Origin of the sequence: Methanobrevibacter sp. TMH8, assembly GCF_020148105.1 — an archaeon.
Lineage (GTDB): Archaea > Methanobacteriota > Methanobacteria > Methanobacteriales > Methanobacteriaceae > Methanobinarius.
On the sequence record NZ_JAHLZE010000034.1, the window covers coordinates 1 to 26498 of the forward strand.

The following is a 26498-nucleotide window of genomic DNA, read 5'->3' on the forward strand; positions in this document are numbered from 1 at the left end:
TCATTTTTTATAGTTTTTTATTTACTCTTTTATTAGTTTTTTATTCATTTTTTATAGTTTTTTATTTACTCTTTTATTAGTTTTTTATTCATTTTTTATAGTTTTTTATTTACTCTTTTATTAGTTTTTTATTCATTTTTTTATTAGTTTTAATTAATTTTTTTCATTATTTCCTATATCTATCAATATTCTTATTGGAAAATATTTTATAAAATTTTAAATATATAGAAAAATAATCATTAATATATTAATATAATATTTTATAAAATAGTTTAAAAAAAATAGTTAAAAAATAATTGTTATTATATTTATTATTATTTTTATTATAAACTAATGAAATTTAATAAGTCATAAATTTAATAAGTTATAATATTCAATTTAATTTTATATGAGGTAAAATTATGCTTAGTGTTAACTTAGAAGCTAAAAAAACTGTAGATGTAATGATTGAAAAAGCAGATGAACTTAATATAGCTGTTTCCAAATTAAATAATGGTGCAACTATTATTGATTGTGGTGTAGATGTAGCTGGAAGCTTAAAAGCTGGTGAAATGTACACTAAAGTTTGTCTTGGAGGTTTGGCTGAAGTAGGAATTTCAATTCCTGGAGATTTATCTGAAAAATTCGCACTTCCTTCTGTAAAAATTAAAACAGACTTCCCGGCTATTTCCACTCTCGGTGCGCAAAAAGCAGGATGGTCTGTAAGTGTTGGTGATTTCTTTGCATTAGGTTCTGGCCCAGCTAGAGCTTTAGCTAAAAAACCAGCTGAAACTTATGAAGAAATCAACTATGAAGATGATGCAGATATAGCTATTCTTACTCTTGAATCTGACAACTTACCTGGTGACGATGTTGCAGAAGCTATAGCTAAAGATTGTGGGGTAGATGTTAAAAATGTAACTTTACTTGTTGCTCCTACATCTTCACTTGTTGGATCTATTCAAATCGCTGGAAGAGTTGTAGAAAATGGAACCTACAAAATGCTAGAAGCTCTTCATTTTGATGTAAATAAAGTCAAATATGCAGCAGGTATTGCTCCAATAGCTCCAATCGACCCAGATGGATTAAAAGCTATGGGTAAAACTAATGATGCAGTACTTTTCGGTGGAAGAACTTATTATTACATCGAATCTGAAGAAGGCGACGATATCAAAGCATTAGCTGAAAAATTACCTTCATCAGCTGCTGATGGTTATGGAAAGCCTTTCTTTGATGTTTTCAAAGAAGCTGAATTTGATTTTTATAAAATAGATAAAGGAATGTTTGCTCCTGCTGAAGTTGTTATTAATGATTTAAGAACTGGTGAGCTCTTTAAAGCAGGCTATGTAAACGTAGATCTTTTAAAGAAATCTTTTGGTTTATAGATTAATTTTTATTAATTTATAACTTTTTTATTCAATATTTTCATTTTTATTTTTCATTCTTTATTTTTATTTTTATCCTTTTTCATTTTTTTAAAACGATATTTATTTTCATTGAACAACTATTTTTATTATTTACAAAAATATTATCCTCCTTATAAATTAATATAATCCAAAAGAATCCAAAATGAATCTAAAATGAGTTAAATATTAATATTTAATTAGACATATATAATATTAATTAATAACTTTTAAGGGGGTTATACAATTTTTCATTGTGGTACTCAAACAATTGAAACTGATAGGTTAATTCTTAGAAAATTTCAATATGAAGATAATAAGGATATGTTAGATTATTGGGTTAGTGATCCTAATGTTCAATTTTTATATTTTGAACCTATATATACTACTTATGAAGAAGTTAAAAAGCTTTTAGATGAATATATTTCTTCATATGATGATAATGATTATTATAGGTGGGCTATTATAGAAAAAGATTCAAATTTATGTATAGGTCAGATAGCTTTTTTCTTGATAGATACTGATAATCATTTTGCTGAAATTGAATATTGTGTTGGTACTAAATTTCAAAAAAGAGGTTATATAACAGAAGCTACTAAATCAATATTAGATTTTGGTTTTAATAAAGTCGATTTACATAAAATTCAGATATGTCATGCAGAAAATAATTTATATTCTAAATCTATTATTAAAAAATGTAATTTGACATATGAAGGAACTTTAAGAGATTATTTTTTTGTTGATGGAGAATATTTAGATAGATTATTTTATTCTATACTAAAAAAAGAGTATATATCATTTAGAAAAAATAAGTGATAATGTGGTTATTTTTAAAGACAAAATATATTTAGATACTTCTAAAAGAACTGATATTTTAGATATTACTTTAGAAGTAGAAAAAGCTATTAATGAAAGTAAAATAGTTAATGGGATTGTTAATATATATTCAAAGCATTCTACTTCAGCTATTGTAGTTAATGAAAATGAATCAGGATTATTAGATGATTTTGAAATTATTTTAAAAGATATTGTTTCTGAAGATAATAGCTATAAACATGATATTATTGACAATAATGCTGATTCTCATTTAAGGGCTTTGTTTTTAGGTCCAAGTGAAACAATTCCTTTTTCAGATAAAAAATTAGCTTTCGGAACTTGGCAATCACTATTTTTTATAGAATTAGATGGTCCAAGAAAAAGAACTGTTGAAGTTACTGTTATTGGGGAATAATTTTTATTAATTTTGATAATATTCTTATGAATGCATCATTATAATGAATAAAATATCTTTTTATTCAAATTCTATTTCAAAAGCTATTACCGGATATTCTAATTCAAAATTAGTAATAACTTCTGGAGAAACTTCACCAAAGAATCCTTTTACCTTTCCATTGGGGCTTGTTCCCTTAACATCAGCTACTCTACCTTCAATAAAAGTAGGGTTTTCTGAAGATGAAATCTCCATATTATAACCTAAATTAGCTAATACACTAGCTACTGTGGATTTAATCTCAGTAAAATTAGCTGTTGAATGACAAATAGCACCAGCTAGTTTTTTTACACTGTTAACCTTAGTCTCTTTTTCTTCATCAAGGTATAAAGTGTCTCCAATTTCAAATATCTTTTGTGGAAGATCTTCATGTTTATTATCTTCTAAAAATTCCATTAAACTGTTGATTAAACTTTTTCTAATCATTGTCCTATCTATTGTAATAGGTTTAGCTACTTGGACATGTTCGTCTTCTTTTTGTTTCATTTTTTCATAGTGACTTTCTTCACTGGTTAACATTAAACTCATGACTTCTTGGAAACCAAGTCCTACTAAAAGTTCTCTAATAATTTTTTCACTTTTAAACCAGTTATTTTCATAAGCTATTGTTGAAACATCAGGAAGTTTAGCTTCTATTTTATTTATGCAGTATTGAATAGCTACATTTTCAACTAAATCTACTTCATGAAGGATATCAATTCTATAAGATGGAACTTTTACCATAACTTCATTTTCATCAATTACTTCAGCATCCATTCTTGCTTTTAACATAAACTTAACAACATCATTAGCATCTAATCTGACTCCACCTATAAGTTCATTACAAACATCAACTCGAACTGTTCTTACTTTTGGAGACAAATCGGGGGTTGTAATAGTTTTATCTTCATAAACAATATTTAAACTTTCTATTTTCCCCCCAACTTCTCCAAAGGAACTACAAATGATATTTAATGTTTGATTAACTCCACGATAATCGGTTCCAGTAACATCAACAAGAATATTTTTTGTATCTTCTGTAAGTTTAGTTAATTCACCATTAATAATTGGTGGCATAGATAGAATATTATCATCTTTATCAAGAATCAATGGATATTTATCAAATTCTGAAATAAGTTTTGCATATTTGGATCCTTTTTCATGTTCATTTAATATTTCTTGAGGATTCAGCTCATTTGAATGTTCAAGAGGAACAAAACTATTTTCATCTGGAGAACTTGCAATATATTTGTAATCTCCATTAATAACATCGAGGTTATGAATACCAATAGCTACTTTTTTACGATCTCTTCCAATAACCCAGTGTAGGTTTTCTTGAAAGTCCATTATTTGTTTTAATTTATCACCAGTAAAATCAACATCTTTAATTAATGCGAAAGCTATATATGGGCGAATATTTTCGATTTCTTTATCTACAAAGACACTTTCTCCAGATTCTTCAACTTCATATTCTGGAAGTCCAGTTTCTTGTGAAATAAATCCTTTTAAGCTACGAGAAACTCCTTCAACAGACAGTTGATCTGGACGATTAGGGAAAAATTCTACTTTAATTGTTTCATCATCAAAATCTTCTATATCGCTTCCAAGCATAGGTAAAATATCAATGAGCTTATCATCTTCCATATCTATTCCAAGTTCTTTCAAATCTTGATATTTAAATGTAATTACTGGCATTAATTATTCTCCTGAAATTTATAAGCAATTTATTAACTTAATTTAATTAAATTAATTTATAATCTATTTAATTAACTTTAATTTATAATTATTTAATTTATAATCTATTCATTAAATTATATTTAATATTGGATTGATTTAAAATCCAAAAATCATTATAAAGAAAATGGACTCAAAAACAAAATGCAAAGCTCTATGTTCTAGATGGCTCATATGTTTTATAGTAAGAGAATGAATTACATCTATAACAAAATGAACTAAACCTGCTAAAATCCCTATTTCTATGGAAAAAAACACTATAGATAGTATCACAAAATGGAATAATGCCTCTAAACTTTCATGAACAAGCCATGCTTGTAAGTTGGAATAAACCATTTCTTGAACTAATCCTCCAAATATTGTGTAAAAATCACGAAGGAAATTCCACATAAGCAAACTATGTATTTCGTCGCTTATAGCAAGCATAATAGCTATATAGAACCACAACAATTCCATTATTTCACCATCATTAGTATATTAATCATTAGTAATTATATATATTTTATATATATTTTTTTGTTTGATTATTATTTTATATTCATTTGATTATTATTTTTTATTTTTTAATAATTTTTATTATTTTTTATTATCAAATATCTTTATAATTAGTTATAAATAGAAATATATAGATAAATATCTATATCATTCATAATAATTTTATTATATTAATTATTGAATAAATAGTTATCTATAATATTAATTTTTTTAAATAAAATATTTATGAATAATAAAATAAATTATGAATAAATGTAATAAAAAGTAAATAATATCAGAATTGGAATTAAATAGAAATTAAACTTAGATTAAAATTATTTATAAAAAAAATTAGAATATACTTGAAAAATATTTTTTTATTTGTGTTATTTTTATTTAAAATATATAAACTATTTGATACATACAATTTATAATATAATATTTTGTATTAGAAAAATTAAATAGAAAGCTTAATGTTCATTTATTTAAATTTTGTTTAAGTTTTATTTAAAAATAATTTATTAAAAAAATTATTAAAGAAAAATAATCATTAAAATATTATATATAGTATTATTTAAAATATCATTTAAATATTATTAAAATACTTATTAAAATCCTCATTGAAATATTATTTAAGATATTATTAATAATGGAGAAAATTCATGAAAGCAGATAACATTCCTAAAGATTATGAATACAAAAAAGAAAAGGATTGGCAGAAAAAGTGGTCTGATAATCAAATTTACAAATTCATAGGTGATGGAACTAAACCAAGATATATAATAGATACTCCACCTCCTTATCCAACAGGTTCTATTCATATGGGGCATGTTTTAAATTGGGTTTATATTGATATAATAGCTAGATTTAAACGTCTTAATGGATATGATGTTTTATTCCCTCAAGGATGGGATTGTCATGGTCTTCCAACAGAAGTAAAAGTTGAAGAAACTCATAATATTAAGAAAAATGATGTTTCAAGAGCAGAATTTCGTAAAATGTGTGTAGATCTTACTAAAGAAAACATTTCTCTAATGAAAAATCAAATGCAGGCTCTTGGATATTCTCAAGATTGGTCAAGAGAATATATTACTATGACTCCTGAATATATGAGGAAAACACAGCTTTCTTTCCTTAAAATGTATGAGGAAGGTCTTATTTATCAAGGAATTCATCCTGTAAACTGGTGTCCTAGGTGTGAAACAGCTATAGCTTTTGCAGAAGTTGAGTATAATAGTAATGAAACTTTCCTGAATTATGTTAATTTCCCATTAGCTAATGAAACTGAAGATAATAGTAATAATAATAGTAATGATGAAGATAATGGAATTTTAATAGCTACAACTAGGCCTGAACTTATGTCTGCGTGTGTAGCTGTTGTAGTTAGTCCTGAAGATCCAAGATATAGTGATATTTTAGGTTCTGAAGTTGAAGTTCCTCTTTCTGGACAAAAAGTTAAAGTTATAGCTGATGAAGAAGTTGATCCTGAATTTGGTACTGGTGCAGTTATGGTTTGTACCTTTGGGGATAAAACTGATGTATCTTGGGTAAACAAGCATAATTTAGATATTATTGAAGCTATTGATGAGAAAGGAATAATGACTAAAGCTGCTGGTAAATATGAAGGAATCCCTCTCAAAGAATGTAAAATAGCTACTATCGAAGATTTAAAATCAGAAGGATGTATAGTTAAACAAGAAAAAGTTGATCAAAATGTTGGACAATGTTGGAGATGTAAAACACCTATTGAAATTCTTGTTAAGAAACAATGGTTTGTAGCTGTTAGTAAACTTATAGATGATGTTAAATCTGCAGTTAATTCTATGAATTGGGTTCCAGAACATATGAAAAGTAGACTTTTAAATTGGGCAGATTCTATGGAATGGGATTGGTGTATTTCAAGACAAAGAATATTTGCAACTCCGATTCCTGTTTGGTTCTGTGATGATTGTGGTAAAATTCATCTTCCATCTCCAGAAGAGTTACCAATTGATCCAACTCAAACTAATCCATCTATTGAAGCATGTGAATGTGGTTGTACTAGTTTTAGAGGAGAAGATGATGTATTAGATACTTGGATGGATAGTTCAATTTCACCACTTAATATAGCAGGATGGCCTGAACCATCTTTCCATGATAATTTCCCAGCTAATTTACGTCCACAGGGGCATGATATTATTCGTACATGGGCATTTTATACTACTATTAGAACCTTGGCTCTTGAAGGAAAAAAACCATTTGATGAGATAGTTATTAATGGTATGGTATTTGGTGAAGATGGTTATAAGATGAGTAAATCTAGGGGCAATGTTATTGGTCCTGAAGAAGTTATAGATGAATATGGTGCAGATGCTCTTAGAACTTGGGCAGCTAACAGTGTTCCGGGGTCTGATGTTCCATTTGATTGGAAAGATATTAAATATGGTTATAAATTCATTAGAAAATTCTGGAATGCATTTAGGTTTATTAGTATGCATATTTTAGCTGATGGAATACCTACAAATAAAGAAGATGAGAAGAAAATAAAAGAAAATCTCATGCCTCTAGATAAATGGATACTTTCAAAATTAAATAGTCTTAATAAACTTGTTACTGAAAGTTATGAGACTTATAACTTTGCAACAGCTATTAACTCCATTGAAAAATTTGTTTGGCATGATTTTTGTGATGAATATATCGAAGCTGTCAAATATAGGCTTTACAATGAGGATATTTGTGAAAAATCAAGAATGGCTGCTAAATATACCTTAAAAACAGTCGTTGAAACATCTTTGAAACTTCTTGCTCCTATAACTCCTCACTTTGCTGATGAAGTATATCAATACTTTGAAAATGATAATGGAAATTCTATGGATAATAGTATAAATACAAGTAATTGGCCTGAAATTAATAATGATTTAATTAATGAAAACTCTGAAGAAACCGGTCAATTAGTTATTGGAGTTATTGGTGAAATAAGACGATTTAAATCTTCTTCTAAAATTCCGTTAAATGTTCCTTTAGCAGAAGTTAATATTTATACAAATGATAAATTAAAATCTACTTTTGAAGAGTATATTGATGATATTAAAGGTACTTTGAAAATAAATGAGCTTAAATTAAGTGAAGGAAAACCAGATGTTCATGAAAAAGTAGTTGAAATTACTCCAGCAATGGATAAAATTGGGCCTGAATTTAAAGGAGAAGCTCCAAAAATTATACAATATATAAGTTCAACTGATCCTGATGAAATAGCTAAATTATTTGAGAAAGATGGTGAAATAGCTATTGATGATAATATTATCACTGAAAAACATGTTAATATGAAAAAAGAAGTTCTCGGAAAAAGTGGTAAAAAAGTTGATGTTGTTCAAGGGGAAAATTTAGATATTATATTTGAAATAGTTAGATAAAAATGGTCAGATAACTATTGAAGTTATATAAACTATTGATTTAAATTATTATAAATAAAATATAAAATAAAATATCAATTAAATAAATATTAAAATTAATTAGGGACTTAAAAATGATTTTAAAGGTAAATAAAGTTTCAGATGTTGGAGGAATTGTCAAGGCACCTCCTTCTAAAAGTTATACTCATAGAGCTGTTATTATAGCTTCTCTTGCTAATGGTGTTTCTAAATTGTATGATCCTCTTGCTTCTGAAGATACTCTTGCCTCAGTTAATGTTTGTAGGACTTTTGGTGCTAATATTGACACATCTAATTTTAATTCTCTTGGGAATAATCCTAATATAAAAAGTTTTTGGAAAATAAATGGGGTAAATGGAGTACAAGAGATTGAAAACTCTTCTCAAGGTCCTATTGATTTGAAAAATTCTGGAACTACTCTTAGGATAATGACTTCAGTTGCAGGTTTATCTAAAAATGGATCTGTGTTCACTGGAGATGATTCTCTTAAAACACGTCCTATGGATATGTTACTGGAAGCTTTAAAACCTTTAGGAGTTAATGCAAAGTCTATTCTTGGCAATGGAAAACCTCCTATTGAAATAGAACCTGGCTTTGTTGGGGGAAAAACTTCAATTGATGGAAGTGTAAGTTCTCAATTTATCTCATCTCTTTTAATAGCTGGAGCTATCTCTGAAAAAGGTATTGATTTAAATGTTAAAGGAGATTTCATTTCAAAATCATATGTAGCTATGACTCTTGATGTTATGGAAAAATTTGGTATTGAAATAGAAACAGATTTATATACTAAGCATGATGATTGTGATATGATTGATAAAAAATGTTCTTCAACTTTTTTCTCAATTAAACCACAGAAATACATAGGTATTGATTATACAATTGAAGGGGATTATTCATCTGCCTCATATTTACTAGGGGCAATAGCTATTTTAGGTGGAAAAATAACTGTTAAAAATCTATTTAATGATTCTAAACAGGGAGATAAGTTAATTCTTACTATTCTAGAAAAAATGGGAATGAAAATAGAAATTGATTCAGCTTCTGTTACATTATCTTCTGATGGAAATTTAAATGGATTTGAGGTTGATTTACATAATGCTCCTGACCTTTTACCTACAGTTTCTACTTTAGGAGCTTTAGCTAATGGTAAAACAAAAATTTTTGGAGTCAGGCATGCTAGATTTAAGGAAACTGATCGAATAGCTAAATGTGCTGAAGAATTATCTAAATTAGGCTGTGAAATTAAGGAAAATGAGGATGGAATGGAAATCCTCAGTGGGATTAATCTAGAAAATTCATCTTCTAATAGAGTTACATCTCACAATGATCATAGATTAGCTATGGCTTTTAGCTTAATCGGTTTAAAACATGATATTCTTATTGAAAATGGAAATGTTTTCAATGTTTCTTTCCCTAACTTTATTGAAACCATGGCTGAAATTGGTATAGAATTAGGATTATTTGATGAATGCCGTGTTTAAGATATTAATAAATAATTAACCTTAGAATAGGTGATTTACATTTCTAAATCAAATTCTAAAAACAAAAACAAAAATAAAAACAAAAATAAAAACAAAAATAAAAGCAAAAATAAAAGCAAGAATAAGAGTAAAAACAAAATTAAAAGTTTTGATATCTCTGAAAGGATAGAAAAAATAATGAGAGAGTTAAATAATCTTTATACTCTTCGTGTTTTTGAAGATAGGGATCCTTATAGAGTACTTATTAGAACAATTTTATCTCAAAGAACAAAAGATGCTAATACTGATAAAGCTACTAGTCAGTTATTTGCTAAATATAAAGATATTCATGAAATAGCTGATGCTCCAATTGAAGATATTGAAAAACTTGTTAAAAGTGCAGGTTTTTTTAGAGTTAAATCTAGCAGGATTAAAGAAGTTTCTTTACTTTTACTTGATCATTATGGAGGAGTTGTACCTGATAATTTAAAAGAACTTCTTGAATTACCTGGTGTTGGTCAAAAAACAGCTAATTGTGTTCTTGTTTTTGCATTTCAAAAGCCAGCTATCCCTGTAGATACTCATGTTCATAGGATTCCAAATAGATGGGGAATTGTTCATACAAAAACTCCAGAAAAAACCGAAATAGAATTGATGAAAATAGTTCCAAAACATCTTTGGATTGAAATGAATGACTTAATTGTTCAGTTTGGCCAGACTATTTGCAGACCACTTCATCCACTTTGTGATCAATGCCCTCTTACTGATTTATGTGATTATTATAAGGAAAATATTCTATAATTACTATATATTCTGTACTGATTATAATTTTTTGTTTTAATTATTTTTAGTCTAAAATTCTTTCAATTCTACGATCTGGAACTAACCAAATAATTGCAACTATAACATAAAATATTTGAGAGAGATGTGGCCAAAAAAATGCAGTAAAAATACCAATAAGATATAATAATATAGATATTTTTCCTTTTCTATCTTTCCCTACTGCTTGTTTAAGTTCAGATTCTTCTCCTTCATTTTTAATAATAAGTTTTTCTAAAATATTATAAGCTATTGCTGCCATTAAGAGTACTATTCCATATAAAATTGTTGGCCATGTTGTAAAGTGATTTTCAGCCATCCAAGCAGTAGTAAATGGAAAAAGAGATATCCAAAAGAGTAAAATAAGATTTGCCCACAGAATACTTCCTGAAACTTGATGAAGAGTTTTTAAAAGATGATGATGATTATTCCAGTAAATTCCCACATATATAAAGCTAAGTACATAACCAAGAAATACCGGTATAACTGGATATAATGCTGTCATTTCCGAACTATTTGGAACACCTAATTGCAACACCATAATTGTAATGATGATTGCTAAAACTCCATCACTAAAGGATTCTAATCGGTTTTTATCCATTTTAACCCCCACTCATTTATTATTAATTATTTATTTAATTATTGTTAATTGATTTATGTCGCTGATGTTTATTTTTGATTTGATTAATAGATATTTTTTTATTTATTTTGGTGAAAGTGTAGCTATTTCTTTTGCAAAACTACTTAAAACTTCTTTTGATAAACCTTCCACAAATTTAATAGATCCTGCTACTTCATGGCCTCCACCATCGATTCCTGCTTCAGGTATTTTATCTTGAAGTTTCCATATGATTTCATTGAGATTAAATCCAAATTTCTTATTAATAACCTCAGTAGCTCTTATAACACCGAAATCAGGACCATATGAAAGAGTTATAATTGGTGTTTCCTCACCAAGTTCTTTTACATATTTGTCATGAACAAATCCACATGTTTTTCCTGGGGCCGGGAAAGTAAACTTATGAGCATACTTTTCAACATCTAATACATTAAAATGGATTCCATTTGGAAGAATTTCTTCTTTAACATTTGGAAGTGTAGCTTTCATCTGTATAGCAATTCTCTTATTATATTCTTTGTATAAAGCATCTACTAATTTTTGGTGTTTATCAAGATTATCAACACCTAAAATTGTATCCATAATTCCTCTTCCATTCATAAATCTAAGGAAATAAGCTTCAAAGTCAACACATGCAGCTATCTTATCTAAATCTTCTCTACTATATCCTTTTTCACCTGCAAGTTTTACATATTCCTTTGCCTCATCTGAGTCTGCATGGTCTCCAAGAGCAGCTACTCCTGGAAGGTGAAGTATAAGATCTTTAATTTCAGGATTTATTATATTAGCTACTTCTACAGCTAATGCTCCAGCTGTAATCTGTGAATCTCCACCTACAAGATAAGGATTTACATGAACATCTACAAATTCATCTACTTCAACTTTTCCATCTATTACTTCTCCAGGGAAGTGATGGTCTATTACAACTATCTCAATATCATATATCTTTGCTTTCATAAGAGCAAGAACATCTTCTTCTGTTGATCCATTATCGAGAAGTACAATGAGAGGTAATTTTTGCCCATGTCTTTCTAAATCTTCTAATGCAAATGAAAGATCTTTTATAACATCTTCAAGTTCATAGAAAGGAGCTTTACTTGGTGATCTTCTGAAATAATGCCATTCTGCATCACTACTTGGACTTATTTCTCTAAGTAATGGGAGAATAGCTTTTTCCACAGCTACTCCTGCAGATATTCCATCGGCATCTGCATGATGTCTTAGTAAAACTGTTCTACCATCCATAATAGCTCGTCTTATGGTTTTTGCAGCTTTTCTCATTTTTGGCTGGAGTTTATCAAGTATTGGGCTTTTGATAAGTGTTGGAACTTCTTCTGGTTCTGCTTTCTCATCTAATGCTTTGTCAATCATTTCACGAATTGAATCTTCTTTTTCTCCTTCTAATTTTTCAATTATTTCTGATTCAATTTGGACTTTACCACTATGTTGGTTGACTTCTCCCATCACTTCTATTATATCTCCAGTTTCAATATGTGGATAAGCTCTTACTCCGGCTTCATCAAATGCAGCAGCCCAAGTAATACCTGTTTCATCTGTAATAGTGAATATGGTAGGGCCTGAAGTTTGTTGTACTTGTATAACTTCTCCTTCTATTCTAACAACTTTACCCATTTTATTATCTAAAGAAACAATAGTTGTTCTAGCTATGTTCTTTTTAACTTTTTCTATCTGAACATTTCCTATAATACTAGCTGGACCCATATCTACTTCACGTTTATGAGCTTTAATCTCAGTTATTCTTACAAATATCTCATCACCTACAGAATGATCAGGATTTCCAGTTCTCATTAATCCCCAAACTTGATTATTTAAGCTAACAAAGACTCCATATTTTTCAACTCTAGTGATTTTACCTTTATATATTGAACCTATTTCAAGGTCTTCCATTTCACAGAGTGGATCAAGTTCAAAAACTTTAGTTATTTTTCCTTTATTTTTAATTATTTCTTCTTTTCTCATTTTTTCCTTTTTCTCTTTTTCTTTTTCTTTTCTTTCTTTTTCTTCTTTTAATTTGACTTTACAGCTATCACAATAATTTTTACCTTCTCCTATGATTTTACCACAAGATTCACAGCTGTTAATTTCCCCAGTTCCTTTGCAAGTATCACATTCTTCCAGAACATCAATTACTCCTTTTCCTTTGCAAGTTTCACAAGGGATATCTTGATCCATTTCTAAGTCAAATTTTGCTTTGGCATTGTTATTAACACCTTTAAAATGATTTTTGGTTTCAAAACTTTCTTGAAAACCAGTTCCATTACAGGATTCACAAATTTTTTGATCAATTTTTGAGGATCCTTCACCTTTACAATTAGGACATGATTTTTTCATTTTTTGCCTCAATTAGGATTATATTTTAGATTTTCTATTATTTATCTATTATTTATTTCAATTTTTTTCTATTTATTTCTCTTAATTTCTATCTATTTTTCTTTATCTATCTATAGCTATCTTTATCTAATTTTATTATCTTTAAATTTTTTTAATTTTTATTTTAGAAATAAATAATTTAAAATAATTCGATTTAATTTAATAAAAATAGTAATTTTTAAGTATTTATAAGTAATTTTAAGTAAGTTATAAATAATTTATACTTATTTATATTTATTTATAAGTTATTTAAGTTGTTATAGTTTTAATTCAACTTTTAATAAGGATTTTATAAGCATATTTTACAATAAAAGCTAGTTATATATTAATTATTTATATATTCTATTTCGATTATTTGATATTTCTTTTAGAGGTTTTTACTAATTATGTACTATTTGTATATTATTTAAATTTATTAGGATTATTCTTAACAAGATTTTCTCTTTGATTTTGAATGCTTACTGCTTCTCTCATAATGCTATTAGCTGAACTTATATATCCATTAGCTAATTTTTTATCTCCATTTTTAAATGCTTGTATGCCTAATTGAAGGTATGCAGTCGCATTTTGTTTTAAAACTAATTCTTGTTCAATTAAATTAATATATTGAATATATACAGTATCATTAATATTTTCTTTATATTTTTCAATCTCTAAAATCTTGTTTTGAGCATCAAGAAAATTAGTACTAGCATTTTGAACTTTTTGTTCAGCAGCAACATAATTTTTACTATTGGAATATTTCACGGCTTCATTATAGTTTAAATCACCATATTCAATACTTTGACTTAAATTAGGTATTATATCATTTATATTGTCCATTGGGGTTTTTATACACCCACTAACTGAAACAGTAGCTAGTAATACTGCAATCACAATAATAGTCTTTTTATTCATCATGGATATTATGTTTATTATAAAATATAAATCTTATTAAAAATTATTACTAAAATTGAACTTTTTTTTAAAAAATTCATTGATTTAATTATATTTTTTATATTTTTTATATATATTTTATATGGATTATTTTAGCTTGATTATTAATTAGTTTATATTAATTATCTTTGTTTATTATTTAATTATTTGATATTATATTTTTATTAGATTATCTTATTAGATTATCTTTATTATATTATCTTTATAAAAACATCAAAAACTATATAATAAATGTAAGACAATAGTTATTACATAGGTGATATGAATGTCAGAGACTCTAAAAAATTTGACTAAAGCTTTCATTGGTGAAAGCCAAGCTAGAAACAGATATACTTTTTATGCAAAACAAGCGAAAAAAGATGGTTATGAGCAAATATCAGAGATATTTCTCCAAACTGCAGAAAATGAGAGAGAACATGCTAAATGGCTGTTCAGACTTATTAATGAAATCAAAGAAAATGATGACGATATTGAAGTAGTTGCAGAAGCACCTAGTGTATTAGGAGATACTGTAGCTAATTTAAAATCAGCTATAGCTGGAGAACATTTTGAAAACAGTGAAATGTACCCAGAATTTGCAAAAGTAGCTCAAGAAGAAGGATTTACAGAAATAGCTAGTAGATTAAGAGCTATTGGTCAAGCTGAAGTTCATCATGAAGAAAGATATAAAATGTTACTTAAAATAGTTGAAGATGGTACTGTTCTTAAAAAAGATAAAGAAGTAAAATGGATGTGCCGTAAATGTGGACGTGTACAAGTTGGTAAGGAACCTCCTGAAAAATGTCCTGCATGTGATCATCCTGCAAAATACTTTGAAATCATCTGTGATGAATTCTAAACAAGGATTTAAGTAATTTAATAAAAATATTTATCTACAAATTTTATTAGTTATAAATTAATAATTATTATAATTTATAAATTAATATAATTTGTATATTATAATTTTTATTTTATAGTTTTTATCTTATATTGTTAGAATACGCATTTTAATATATAAAATTTTTGTAATTATCCTATTATTGCAATATAAGATGAAAATTATTATCATAAGTCTTTATATGTAGTTCATTATTAAATTTCATTATTATAATCATTATTATAAGTCTTTATAATTTGTATAATTTATTTGTATGTATTTATATATTATAATTAATTAATAAGAGATGATAAAATGACAAAACTCAATGAAATATACAGATGTAATGTCTGTGGAAATATGGTTGAAGTAGTAAAAGAAGGAGAAGGTCAATTAGTCTGCTGTGGAGAAAATATGGAGTTATTAGAAGAAAGGCAGCTAGATGTTGGACCTGAAAAACATATTCCGATTATTGAAAAAGACGGGGATAAAATTGTTGTAAAAATCGGAGAAGTTCCTCATCCAATGATAGAAGAACACCACATATGCTTTGTTGAACTATTTGTTGGAGACAAAATCTATCGTAAGTTTTTAAATGCTGGCGATGAACCTAAAGCTGTTTTCGAAGTCTGTGCAGACATCGATGATTTACGAGCTCGTGAATATTGTAATGTTCACGGTTTATGGCATTCTTAATTTGTTCGATTACTTTAACTAGTTTTTTAGTCTAGTTAGTTTATCTAACTATTCTCTTTTTATTTTTAATATATTCAATTAGATTTTAATTATTGAAATATCCTTTTTGATCTTTATTTTGCTTATTTTGATTTTTATTTTATTATTACTTTATTATTATTTAATTATTTTTTAATTATTATTTTATTTTTTAATTATTCTGGTATTTTTTAAATAAATTTAATAATTTTTTAATAATATTTTTAATAATAATTTAATATATTTTTATATATTTTAATAAATTAAATTGAAATAAAATTATAAATACTAATAATTCTAATTTTAATAATGAGTAAAGTATTAGTGTATAATTAGATATATTTAGTTATTGTATACTTAGATATCTTTAGATAGATATATTAGAAAAAAATAATTATTCTACTATTATTATTTAAATTATAATGTTATCTTTATAATGGTTTCTATAATGATAATGAACAATTTTATAATTATCTTTTATTAATATCTTATAAATATTTTTTATAAATTTACTGCAGGTGTGTCATATGAGTTTAATAATTGCTTATGTAGGTAAAAAAGGATGTGTCATGGCTAGTGACAAAAGAAGAATAGCTTATTTTGGTGAAAAAGATAAACGTGAAGAATTAGAAGATGAACTATATTCTGGGCTAATTACAAATGATGATGATCTTAAAAAAAGAGCTAGTGAACTTGATATAACTTTAAAAATTAGTGATGATGCAACTAAAATACGATATATTGAAAATGTTATTGTAGGTGAAGTAAGTTCAAGAAGTACTACTGAAACTAGACGTAAACGTATTTATGGAACTAGCAATGGATATCAAATTATCGAAATGTTAGGTTCTGATATTACTAATTCTGAAAAAGGAGAAAATGCAATAATCTTATTTGGAAATAAAATATCAAAATCTATAGCTAATGATTTAATAAGCAAGAAATGGAAAGATAATGTAAGTTTGAAATATATGGGTGATATATTTGAAGCTGTTTTAAGTGAAGTTTCAACTAAAACTCCTTCATTAGGTAAAAAATCGGATGTTATGATTGTTCATCCTGAATTTAATAAAGATGAAGCTCAAACTCATTTAGATGAAACAATTAAAAGAGATGTTCAACTTTTAGGCAAATGGAGAGATAAGCTAAAAGAAGACCTAATTGAACAAAATGAAACTATCCAATTAGCTACTAAAATCATAGATGAAGGGAAAGTCGGTGTTGTTTCTGAAGTAGATGGTTCTATTTTACAAGTAACTCTAAATGAAGACGTTCAAGCCTATGATACTAATTGGAAACAACTAGCTAAACCTCAAGAAAGAGTAATAATGATCTCTGATAAAGAAAATATAGAAGTCGGAGACGAAATTGTCATTGAAAATGAAGTACTCTGTAGCAAAAGAACAAAAACCGGCCTTAAATGTGATATAATTTTATGTAACCTTTAGTTATAGCTTTTTATTTTATTATTTTTTATATTTTATATTTATTTTTTAATATTTTTTTTATTATTTATTTAATGGTCCTTTTTTTATTTCTATTATATCTTGTCTTTTTTTTGTTTATTTTTTATATTTACTTTTTAATATTTTTTATTTATTAATAATCATTTGTTAGAATTAGTTGATATTTTTCTTTTTTTGTGAATTTTTATTAAATACTTGTATGTGAGTATTATTTTTTATTTCTTATTTTTTCTTTATTCTCATTTTATTTTATCTACATGTTTTTATTTTTTATTATAATGTTTATTTGTTCTATATATAAGTTTATACAATCTATATGCTCTTTATTTTGATAGAAAAGCTTATATATCCTTTTACTCATACATAATATTAATATTATATTATTATTGTATGATATTACAGTAATAATTAAATATATATTAATATTATTTGGAAATTGATTTGTTAATGTATTTGTAGTCGTTTAGTTTTTTTGACTAATTTAATGAATTTTTTTACATTTAATAAGGTCTAAGGGGGTGAAAAAATTTTAAATGCGAGGTGAAAATGTTATGATAAAACAAATAAAACATGATAAAATTGTTATAGGACTATTAATGTTATTTATGACTTTAGCTCTGTCGTGTGCAGCTACTTCAGCTGCTGATTTTCAGATTATTCAAGATGAGATTGATTCTGGTTCTAATACTATTAATTTAGGTAATGGGTTGTATACTCCTGGAACTGCTGATACTATTAATGTTAATAAAAATAATGTTGTTATTAGGGGTCAATCTGCGAGTTCTAAGGCTATTTTGGATGGTCAAGGTGGTAATTCTAGGATTATGCGTATTTCAGGAGATAATGTTCGTTTAGAAAATTTGATTTTTAGAAATGCAGATGTTGATTCATCATATGGTGCTGGTGTTTATGCTGCAGGTAGTAATTTAACCATTATTAATTGTGAATTTATTAATAATAAAGGCATTAATGGTGGACTCATTCTACATGAAGATTCAACTAATGCTTTAATTCAAAATTGTATTTTTGTAAATAATAAGGCTGCTTATCTGGATACCAATGGTGGTGGTGGAGGAGCAGGAGGAGCTATTGACTCCCACTCTTCAAACGGAAGAATAATAAACTGTACATTTACTAATAATTCAGGGATTAATGGTGGAGGTGCTTTGTACTTTATTATTGGAACTAATAACACAATAAGTGGTTGTACTTTCACTGGTAATTCTGCTCCAAGAGGTGGTGCAATATGGGCAGGAACATCTGGAACAACACTAACTGTTAGCTCATCTATTTTTAATAATAATAAAGCAACTGGCAATGGAGGAGCAATATATTCAAATAACAGAATTTCAATTAGCTCTAGTTCTTTTAATAAAAATACTGCAAATAATAATGGTGGAGGACTTTATACAACTGGTACTAGTAGAAGTACTGTAACAGGTTCTAAATTTACTAATAATTCTGCTAAAAATGGTGGTGGAATTTATAATAATGCACCATTGAGTATTTCTTCATCAAATTTTGCATCTAATAAAGCTAGTTCTAATGGTGGAGGAATATATGCTAATAAAGATTTAAATATTAGTGGAGGTAGTATTAAGAGTAATACTGCTGCTAATTGTGGTAGTGGAATATATAAGAGTGCTGGTACTTTAAGAACTTCTAAAGTAAGTATGGGTTCTAATCTTGCGAAAGTTGTTAGTATTACACTCAAAGCTCCAACTGTAGTCAAACCAAACAAAGGATTAACTGTCAATTTTGCTTTGAAGACTGGAGATAATATCGGAGGGGCAATATATAATAAAAATGGTAATGTATATATAAATGGTACTAGGCGAAATATTTTGACTTATACTCCATCTAAAACTTTTTCTACAGTGATTGCAGGTAATAGCAAGAAAATTACTTCTAATTTAAATGGTGTAGCTACAAGAACTTATTCTGTAGGTGTAAAAAGTAAATCCAATATTGTTGTAAAAATTAGCTATTCTCAAGGTGGAAAAACATGGTCTGTAAGTAACTCTGTTAAAGTAAGTAGTACTGCTAAATCAACTATTAGGACTTCTGTTAGTAATAAATCAACAACTAATAAACCATCTACAAAGAACAATTCATCATCTACTACAATTAAAAGTGGAAATAACGTTAAAATTCCTTTTTTGAACCATGAAAATGCTCATTTAGCTAGTTTAATTAATTTAAGTAATTATAATGTTAATTCTAAAAAAATTAGCTATTGGAACCTTAAGAAGAATTCAAATGTAGTAACTGATTATTTTTATATGGTGAATAATAGTGGATGGTATAGGGGTACAAATAGTAGTGGTGTTTTGAAATGGACTACAAAATTATCAAAAGTTCCTACTACTCATGGAAATTGGCTAAGTATAACTAGAAAATCTAATGGAAGCTATTCTATAGGTAATGTTGTATCTAAGCACACAAAAGCTACTTCAGACAACAAACTCATGTATTTTGTATCTTCAAGAAAAACTAGTATTAATCATAAGTCTTTGACTCCATATATAAGATATACTTATGAACTTACTAATAAGAAGACAGGATCTAAAGTTTCATATCATTTTTATGAAAAGTCAGATTCTAGTATTTATTTACTTATTGATGATTCTTCTAAAAAATTGAAGGACTATGGCGATTATTTAGTAAATTCTAAAAAGGCACCTACAGATAATAAAGCTATTACATCTTTAACAAAAAGTATAATATCTGAAATTAGTGGTGAGTTAACGCCTACTAAAAAAGCTGAAGCTCTTTTTAACTGGGTTAAGAATAATATAAAATATCCTCCAAAGTCAAGATTTTATGAATGCACTAAAAAAATGGCTATTGGTACATTATCATCAAAAGAAGCAAATTGTGTTGATCAATCTAGTTTATTAATAAGTATGCTTCGTACTGCAAAAATTCCTTCAAAATATATTCACTATAAAAGTTGTACTTTTTCAAGTGGATCTGTATATGGGCATGTATGGGTGTCTGTATTTGTTGGAAATTGGGTGGAAAGTGACACAACAAGCAGCAGAAATTCATTTGGAAAAATTGTTAATTTTAGTAACAGAAAAACTAAACATGGTCCCCATATAATAATAGATATTTAATGTGTGTGATATTATGAATAAAAAAATAATCTTTTTGATAATAATTATTTTATTATTAATTGGAGGTATTGGGATTTACAGTATGATTTATAATAATACCAATTCTTCAGAAAATAATTTTATGTTAACCAACAAATCTTCAGAAAATGATTATAATATGTCATTAAACGAATCAGAAACAAACAATAATTCTGCTCATAATAGCAACAACATAGTTACAAATAAAAATTCAAAAAATTCTAATGATAATAATAAATTTTCTGATTCTAAAATAAAAACTATAACTTCTAAATCTGATGTTATTAAGGAAGCTAATAAAATATTAGACTCAAATAGGGAATTTTATGGAAAAAATGCTGTAGTTAAGAATGTAAAATATAACGGAAATGGTTTATGGTTTGTAGACTTTATTGATCCTAAAAATGGGAAAATATTGGGCGGAACTATAATAAGTGATAAAACAGGTAAAATGGCCGACGCAGTATAATAAAATATTGTTTATAAGGTGATGAAATTGTTGTTTAATAAAAAGTTTTTAATAATTATAACCATTTTTATGGTTTTGGCATTCTCAATATCTAGTGTTAGTGCAGGTTCTTTATTTATAAATGAATCTTGGACTAATGAGGATATTCAGAATGCTCTTGATGCTGATAGTAGTATTGATGTTTTGCATTTTAATTTTACTAGTGTTGGTGGTGTTTATAGTGGTATTGATCTGATGATTGATCGTGCTATGTCTATTGTTGCAGATGTGGGTGTTGTATTGGATGGTAGTCTTGGTGATGATCCAGCTAGTACTGCATTTAGTATATTTGGAGATAATGTTTTGATTAAAGGGTTTACTATTATAAACTATGCTATGGGAGTTGCTGGTTCAGGTATTAGTAACATCAATATTATTAATAATACTTTCATTGATTCTGATTTAGCTATTAGTTTTGATAATATTAATGGTTTGAATATTGAGAATAATAGTATCACTTCTTCTGTTGGAGGTAATGCTATTTCAATTTATGAATCTAATAATGTTAATATTTCTACTAATAATATTGATGGTGTTGATTCAAGTATTTATATTTCTGAATCTAATAATACTAGGATTAATGGTAATAACATTAGTAATGTTGATAATGATGGTGTTTATACAGACACTATTGAGAATTTGACTATTGAGGATAATGATGTTGATAGTGTTTCAGGATCTGGAATATCTACATACAATTCCAAAAATTTGAAGATAAAAAATAATAAGGTTAAAAATGCTGCGGGCGATGGTGTTGTCGCAATTGATGCTTCTGATGTTGAAATAAGTGATAACACTGTTGATGGTGCAAATGGAGGTATCTCTGTTTATGACAGTAATGATGTTAAAGTGAATAAAAATAAAGTTCTAAAATCTCAAGAAAGAGGAATTTCTATTTCCAATATTAATAAATTAAATATAAATGATAATGTTATTAGCTCTGATGGGGATGGTATTTTTGTAGATGAATCCAATGATGTTTCTATCAATAATAATACTATTTCTAGTGCTTATTCTGGTGTTTCAGTAAATGAAATAACTAATCTTAACATTACTAAAAATAATATTAGCTCTGAGAATATGGGTATTTATTTGGTTAATGTTGATAAAGTCAATTTACTTGATAATACTATTAGCTCTGGTGGAAATGGTGTTGATGGTGACAGTTTTTCAAATTTTAATATATCTAATAACAAAATAACTTCTGGAGGATCTGCTATTTCCATATATACTCTTGTTAATGGGGTTTTATATAATAATTCTATTAGTGATTGTGGTGGTAATGGTATTTATTTATATGATGGTGATAATTTAACTATTTCCAAAAATACTATTCTTAAGGTTAATGAAGTAGGTATTTATGCAAATGAATTATCTAACACTTTAATTCAGAATAATACTATTAGATATTCGATACTTAGTGGTATGGAATTATATTGGTTTGAAAATTCTAAATTACTTAATAATATTTTAGAATTTAATGGATATAATAATAATCCGGGTTATGGTTTGTATATATCTTCTTTGTATAATGTTCTAATTAGCAATAATCGAATTGTTGGTAATCCTCTGGAGGGTGTCTATCTTGAAGATGCAAATAATATTACTGTAATTAATAATTTTATAAATAGTAATGGCTATAATAATGTCTACATAAATTCAATTAGAGATTCTCTTATTAGTTCTAATCAAATACTTAATAATGCAATGGGTAATGGTCTTTATATAAATGATGGTGAAAATTTAGTTATTACAAAAAATAAAATCTTTAATCATGATATTGCTATGTTGTTAGAATCTGTATATTATAGTAAAATTTCATTCAACAATATTCTCAATGGACATTATGAGGGTATTGACATTTATGGTGACAGTAATGAAATTTTTAATAATACTATTTATAGAATTTATCGTGATGGTATTAGTATAATGGCGGGAACTTCTAATAAGGTTTATAATAATTATGTACATCATTGTTCTGGTGCAGGTATTAGCTCATATGATTCTAACAATAGGATTACTAATAATCTTTTGAAGAATAATTATTTTGGTATTTATCTTGCATATAATCAAAATTATGTAGCTTATAATAAGATTTATAAATCTGGAAATATAGGTATTTGGATTAATGGTGCTGAAAACAAGGTTAAATTTAACAATATTATTAATGGATCTAAGGCACATGGGATAAAGATTCAAGGAGATTATAATTATATTCAAAATAATAAAATTTTAAACACTAAAAATGGTATATATGCAATAGGGAATTATAATAAAATCATTAAAAACACAATAAAATCCAAATTTTACTCTGTTTATGTTAAAGGAGATAAAAATACTATTAAAAGTAATAATTTAAAAAGTGGAAATAGAGGTATTTATTCAAATGGGATTAAAAATATTATAAATAGTAATAAAATCAAGTCAAAAAATTTAGGTATTTATGTTTATGGTCATCAAAATTTAATAAACAAAAATACAGCTAACAATAACAAAAAATATGGTATTGTAATCTTTGGAAATGCAAATAAAGTCACAAAAAACTCAGCAAATAAAAGTAAAAATCATGGAATTAAGGTTAATGGCGATAAAAATAAGATTACTAGTAATTCTGTCCGCTTATGTAGCATTCATGGAATAAAAATTTCAGGAGATCGCAATACAGTTACTGGTAATAAATTAGGTAAAATATCAAATAATAGAATTTGTGTCTATGGATATAAGAATACTATTAAGAAAAATAAGAATTAAATAACTTTTTTCTTATTTTTTATTTTTATAATATATAAATTCTCATTTATGTTTGGAATTTTTATAGCATTGGAGTTGTTAACAATGTTTAAAATTTTTGATAAATCAAATAAAAAGGGATTTTTTTATTTATTGTTGATTGGAATAGTAGTTATTTTGGTTGTTACTATGATTGGTAGTGCTAATGCTGCAACTTATACAATAAGCACTAACAATAGTACATCAAGTATAAATAGTTTCTTTAAAAATAATGTATCTCCTTTAGCTAAGGGAGATACTGTAATATTTAAGGCAGGGCAATATGATGGTTTAAATTTAAAAGTTAATAAATCTATCACACTAAAAACTAGTGGAAAAGTCACTGTTAAAAGCATTCGAATTTTTAAAAATACAAAAATAAGTGGATTTATTGTAAATAAAGACTTTTTAGTAAAAGGTAAGTCTAATATTATTGTTAAAAATACTATTAAAGGATTTTTGATGGTTAAGGGAGATAACAATACTATTAGAAGTAATAAGGTTTTTAAAGGATGTTCTATATATGTGCCAGGATCATATATCTCTGGTGGAAAAAATAAAGTTATTTCTAATACATTTAAGAAAGGAGTTGAGATTAGAGGTAATAGTAATAAAATCACTGGTAATAAAGTAGGTATTCATAATAAGATATTTGTTTATGGTAAAAAGAATATCTTAAAAAATAATAAGCAATTTTATAGGGATTTAGTTATAAAAGATCTTGGAAAAAGTAGTAAAGGGCATTTACTCTCTGTTAAAAATGTTGGAACTATATATACTTTACCTTGCTATATTTTGGTAGATAAATATACTAAAGTAATATATAAGATTAAAATTCCTGCATTAAAAAAAGGAAAATCAATTAAAGTAATTATACCTAAAAAAATAATTAATATTCTTCAACATAAATCTAAAGGAGAGTCTTATTCTGGGGGATATATTATGTTAGATTATATTAAAAATAAAAATAAAGATCTTGATTTGTCCAATAATTGTTTACAAATTATTTCAGATAAAAATGGGTATATAGTTACTAACAGTATGCAGTAAATAGCTTTATATTTAAAAATTATGGTTAGGTGAATTAATTGTTTAAAATTAAGAAGATAATTTTAATAGGAGTAATATTTGTTTTAATAGCTGTTTTTACAGCTAATGCTACATTTGCAGCTAGTAATGAAACTATTAACAACTATAAAATTCATCAGATTAATACCTATGATAAAAATATTATAAAGGCTGATTATGTATCTGAATGGGGTAAAAAACTTGATGAAAAAAGTTATTTAGATATTAATATTAAAACTGCTTATAAAAATAAATATAAGATAAAATCAATACGAGTTAGATGTTATAATGAAAAATTAGGCACTGTATATAAAACTTACAATATAAAAAATAAAGTTAAAATAAAGTTAAACTTTAAATCTGGAGTTTATCTTAATAGTTTTACTGTAAGTTATTATACAAAAGGTAAGATTAAAAATGAAACTATAAATCTTGAATCAAGAAGTAAATGGAAAAGCACTACTCATTTCTATGGTAAAAAAGCTAATATAACACTTAAAAAAAGTGGATATACAATAAACACATATTTATATGGACCTTGGCCCATGACAAACTATCAAGAATTCAAAATCACAACTAAAAATAAGAAATATAAGATTAAAACAGTAAAAGCATTTTGTTTTGGTATGGATAGTATAGAACGAGTTAATACATATAAAGGATATGGAAATAATGTACTCACAGTTAAAACAAATAAAATTTTTGATGGTATAAGTTTTAATGCATTTAAATTATATTATTATTAATTAAGTAATTATTTGCCTATTTAGGTGGTATTAATGAATAAAAAAGTAATTTTGTTAATTGGTATATTTATACTGTTTTTTGCTTTTGTATTGAACACTAGTTTTGCAACTAGTAATGAAACTATTGATAAATATAAAGTTCATCAAATTGAAAGCTACAATAAAAAGATTATAAATTTAAATCACGTTTCTGAATGGAATCACAATTATAATGGAAAAAATTATTTGATTATCAAAGTTAAAAAAGCTTATGAAAGTAAATATAAGATAAAATTAATTAAGGTTAAATACATTGATAATGGTGAAGTTAAATATAAAACTTATAATATAAAGAATAAGATTAAAGCGAAATTAAGTATTAAAAAAGTTTCTATTAACAAACTAGCAATTATCTATAAGACAAAGGGTAAAATTAAAAAAGAAACTCTTAATTTAGAAACAAAACATAAATGGAAGTCTATTTCACATTTTTATGGTAAAAATGCCAATATATCACTTAAAGAAATGGGATATATTGAATTTGAACCAGGTTGGGGTGGGTATATGGTAACGAATTATCAAAAGCTTAAAATTGTGACAAAAAGTATAAAATATAAAATAAAAAATTTTAAAGTTTTTTTATTTAATCCTGGTGGAATAGAATTAGTTAAAGATTATAATGGATATGGCAAAACTAAGTTAACTACTAGAATATATGGGCCTTCTGAAGGTAGTTGGGTTGGTGGATTTAGAATTTACTATTATTAATTAAAATGCATAT

At 26.3% G+C, this 26498-nt stretch carries 20 protein-coding genes; 15 read left to right on the top strand and 5 right to left on the bottom strand.

Annotated features, from left to right (window positions below; genetic code table 11):
* Window positions 1-401 precede the first annotated feature (401 nt).
* The 3 genes from mch (at window position 402) to KQY27_RS06800 (ending at window position 2613) form a co-directional block, all read left to right on the top strand.
* On the top strand, window positions 402-1364 hold the full coding sequence (mch, locus tag KQY27_RS06790) for a methenyltetrahydromethanopterin cyclohydrolase (protein ID WP_224425819.1): 963 nt from the start codon (window positions 402-404) through the stop codon (window positions 1362-1364).
* Window positions 1365-1670: 306 nt separating this feature from the next.
* Entirely contained in the window at window positions 1671-2198 is a 528-nt protein-coding gene (locus KQY27_RS06795; protein WP_224425937.1) for a GNAT family protein, read from the top strand.
* Between the two features lie 4 nt (window positions 2199-2202).
* Entirely contained in the window at window positions 2203-2613 is a 411-nt protein-coding gene (locus tag KQY27_RS06800) for a secondary thiamine-phosphate synthase enzyme YjbQ (protein WP_224425820.1), read from the top strand.
* A gap of 60 nt (window positions 2614-2673) precedes the next feature.
* Here the strand turns inward: KQY27_RS06800 and pheT are convergent, their stop codons facing one another.
* Complete coding sequence (pheT, locus tag KQY27_RS06805; RefSeq protein ID WP_224425821.1) at window positions 2674-4326, bottom strand: phenylalanine--tRNA ligase subunit beta; 1653 nt, start codon at window positions 4324-4326, stop codon at window positions 2674-2676.
* Window positions 4327-4464: 138 nt separating this feature from the next.
* Entirely contained in the window at window positions 4465-4821 is a 357-nt protein-coding gene (locus KQY27_RS06810) for a hypothetical protein (RefSeq protein ID WP_224425822.1), read from the bottom strand.
* Window positions 4822-5501: 680 nt separating this feature from the next.
* Here KQY27_RS06810 and KQY27_RS06815 point away from each other — a divergent pair.
* The 3 genes from KQY27_RS06815 to nth all read left to right on the top strand — a co-directional run bounded on the left by KQY27_RS06815 (window position 5502) and on the right by nth (window position 10510).
* A complete protein-coding gene (locus tag KQY27_RS06815; RefSeq protein WP_224425823.1) occupies window positions 5502-8231 on the top strand; it encodes a valine--tRNA ligase in 2730 nt (909 codons plus the stop codon).
* A gap of 113 nt (window positions 8232-8344) precedes the next feature.
* Window positions 8345-9730 carry a 3-phosphoshikimate 1-carboxyvinyltransferase gene (gene aroA, locus KQY27_RS06820; protein ID WP_224425824.1) on the top strand — a complete coding sequence of 462 codons (1386 nt, stop codon included), beginning with the start codon at window positions 8345-8347 and terminating at the stop codon, window positions 9728-9730.
* Window positions 9731-9907: 177 nt separating this feature from the next.
* On the top strand, window positions 9908-10510 hold the full coding sequence (nth, locus tag KQY27_RS06825; RefSeq protein WP_224425938.1) for an endonuclease III: 603 nt from the start codon (window positions 9908-9910) through the stop codon (window positions 10508-10510).
* 46 nt (window positions 10511-10556) lie between these two features.
* Here the strand turns inward: nth and KQY27_RS06830 are convergent, their stop codons facing one another.
* The 3 genes from KQY27_RS06830 to KQY27_RS06840 all read right to left on the bottom strand — a co-directional run bounded on the left by KQY27_RS06830 (window position 10557) and on the right by KQY27_RS06840 (window position 14438).
* Window positions 10557-11129, bottom strand: coding sequence for a TMEM175 family protein (locus KQY27_RS06830; protein ID WP_224425825.1), 573 nt, complete (start codon window positions 11127-11129; stop codon window positions 10557-10559).
* Window positions 11130-11231: 102 nt separating this feature from the next.
* Window positions 11232-13499: a DHH family phosphoesterase gene (locus tag KQY27_RS06835; RefSeq protein ID WP_224425826.1), complete on the bottom strand. Its 2268-nt coding sequence runs from the start codon at window positions 13497-13499 to the stop codon at window positions 11232-11234.
* A gap of 441 nt (window positions 13500-13940) precedes the next feature.
* Window positions 13941-14438, bottom strand: coding sequence for a hypothetical protein (locus KQY27_RS06840; RefSeq protein ID WP_224425827.1), 498 nt, complete (start codon window positions 14436-14438; stop codon window positions 13941-13943).
* Window positions 14439-14739: 301 nt separating this feature from the next.
* Here KQY27_RS06840 and rbr point away from each other — a divergent pair, with 301 nt between their 5' ends.
* From rbr to KQY27_RS06885, 9 genes are all read left to right on the top strand, one after another.
* Window positions 14740-15312, top strand: a complete 573-nt coding sequence (gene rbr, locus KQY27_RS06845) for a rubrerythrin (protein WP_224425828.1) — start codon at window positions 14740-14742, stop codon at window positions 15310-15312.
* 333 nt (window positions 15313-15645) lie between these two features.
* Entirely contained in the window at window positions 15646-16026 is a 381-nt protein-coding gene (locus KQY27_RS06850) for a desulfoferrodoxin (RefSeq protein ID WP_224425829.1), read from the top strand.
* A 545-nt stretch (window positions 16027-16571) separates the two neighbouring features.
* Window positions 16572-17492 carry a DUF2121 domain-containing protein gene (locus KQY27_RS06855; protein WP_224425830.1) on the top strand — a complete coding sequence of 307 codons (921 nt, stop codon included), beginning with the start codon at window positions 16572-16574 and terminating at the stop codon, window positions 17490-17492.
* 551 nt (window positions 17493-18043) lie between these two features.
* Complete coding sequence (locus KQY27_RS06860) at window positions 18044-20629, top strand: transglutaminase domain-containing protein (protein ID WP_224425831.1); 2586 nt, start codon at window positions 18044-18046, stop codon at window positions 20627-20629.
* 13 nt (window positions 20630-20642) lie between these two features.
* On the top strand, window positions 20643-21116 hold the full coding sequence (locus KQY27_RS06865; RefSeq protein WP_224425832.1) for a hypothetical protein: 474 nt from the start codon (window positions 20643-20645) through the stop codon (window positions 21114-21116).
* 21 nt (window positions 21117-21137) lie between these two features.
* Window positions 21138-23906 carry a right-handed parallel beta-helix repeat-containing protein gene (locus tag KQY27_RS06870; RefSeq protein ID WP_224425833.1) on the top strand — a complete coding sequence of 923 codons (2769 nt, stop codon included), beginning with the start codon at window positions 21138-21140 and terminating at the stop codon, window positions 23904-23906.
* Window positions 23907-23990: 84 nt separating this feature from the next.
* On the top strand, window positions 23991-24974 hold the full coding sequence (locus KQY27_RS06875; protein WP_224425834.1) for a hypothetical protein: 984 nt from the start codon (window positions 23991-23993) through the stop codon (window positions 24972-24974).
* A 38-nt stretch (window positions 24975-25012) separates the two neighbouring features.
* Entirely contained in the window at window positions 25013-25738 is a 726-nt protein-coding gene (locus tag KQY27_RS06880) for a hypothetical protein (protein WP_224425835.1), read from the top strand.
* Between the two features lie 33 nt (window positions 25739-25771).
* Window positions 25772-26485: a hypothetical protein gene (locus KQY27_RS06885; protein ID WP_224425836.1), complete on the top strand. Its 714-nt coding sequence runs from the start codon at window positions 25772-25774 to the stop codon at window positions 26483-26485.
* Window positions 26486-26498 lie beyond the last annotated feature (13 nt).

Coding starts and splice junctions, on each gene's coding strand:
- mch (WP_224425819.1), top strand. CDS start 402: ATGCTTAGTGTTAACTTAGAAGCTAAAAAAACTGTAGATGTAATGATT.
- pheT (WP_224425821.1), bottom strand. CDS start 4,326: ATGCCAGTAATTACATTTAAATATCAAGATTTGAAAGAACTTGGAATA.
- KQY27_RS06810 (WP_224425822.1), bottom strand. CDS start 4,821: ATGGAATTGTTGTGGTTCTATATAGCTATTATGCTTGCTATAAGCGAC.
- KQY27_RS06815 (WP_224425823.1), top strand. CDS start 5,502: ATGAAAGCAGATAACATTCCTAAAGATTATGAATACAAAAAAGAAAAG.
- aroA (WP_224425824.1), top strand. CDS start 8,345: ATGATTTTAAAGGTAAATAAAGTTTCAGATGTTGGAGGAATTGTCAAG.
- nth (WP_224425938.1), top strand. CDS start 9,908: ATGAGAGAGTTAAATAATCTTTATACTCTTCGTGTTTTTGAAGATAGG.
- KQY27_RS06830 (WP_224425825.1), bottom strand. CDS start 11,129: ATGGATAAAAACCGATTAGAATCCTTTAGTGATGGAGTTTTAGCAATC.
- KQY27_RS06835 (WP_224425826.1), bottom strand. CDS start 13,499: ATGAAAAAATCATGTCCTAATTGTAAAGGTGAAGGATCCTCAAAAATT.
- KQY27_RS06840 (WP_224425827.1), bottom strand. CDS start 14,438: ATGATGAATAAAAAGACTATTATTGTGATTGCAGTATTACTAGCTACT.
- rbr (WP_224425828.1), top strand. CDS start 14,740: ATGTCAGAGACTCTAAAAAATTTGACTAAAGCTTTCATTGGTGAAAGC.
- KQY27_RS06850 (WP_224425829.1), top strand. CDS start 15,646: ATGACAAAACTCAATGAAATATACAGATGTAATGTCTGTGGAAATATG.
- KQY27_RS06855 (WP_224425830.1), top strand. CDS start 16,572: ATGAGTTTAATAATTGCTTATGTAGGTAAAAAAGGATGTGTCATGGCT.
- KQY27_RS06860 (WP_224425831.1), top strand. CDS start 18,044: ATGCGAGGTGAAAATGTTATGATAAAACAAATAAAACATGATAAAATT.
- KQY27_RS06865 (WP_224425832.1), top strand. CDS start 20,643: ATGAATAAAAAAATAATCTTTTTGATAATAATTATTTTATTATTAATT.
- KQY27_RS06870 (WP_224425833.1), top strand. CDS start 21,138: ATGAAATTGTTGTTTAATAAAAAGTTTTTAATAATTATAACCATTTTT.
- KQY27_RS06875 (WP_224425834.1), top strand. CDS start 23,991: ATGTTTAAAATTTTTGATAAATCAAATAAAAAGGGATTTTTTTATTTA.
- KQY27_RS06885 (WP_224425836.1), top strand. CDS start 25,772: ATGAATAAAAAAGTAATTTTGTTAATTGGTATATTTATACTGTTTTTT.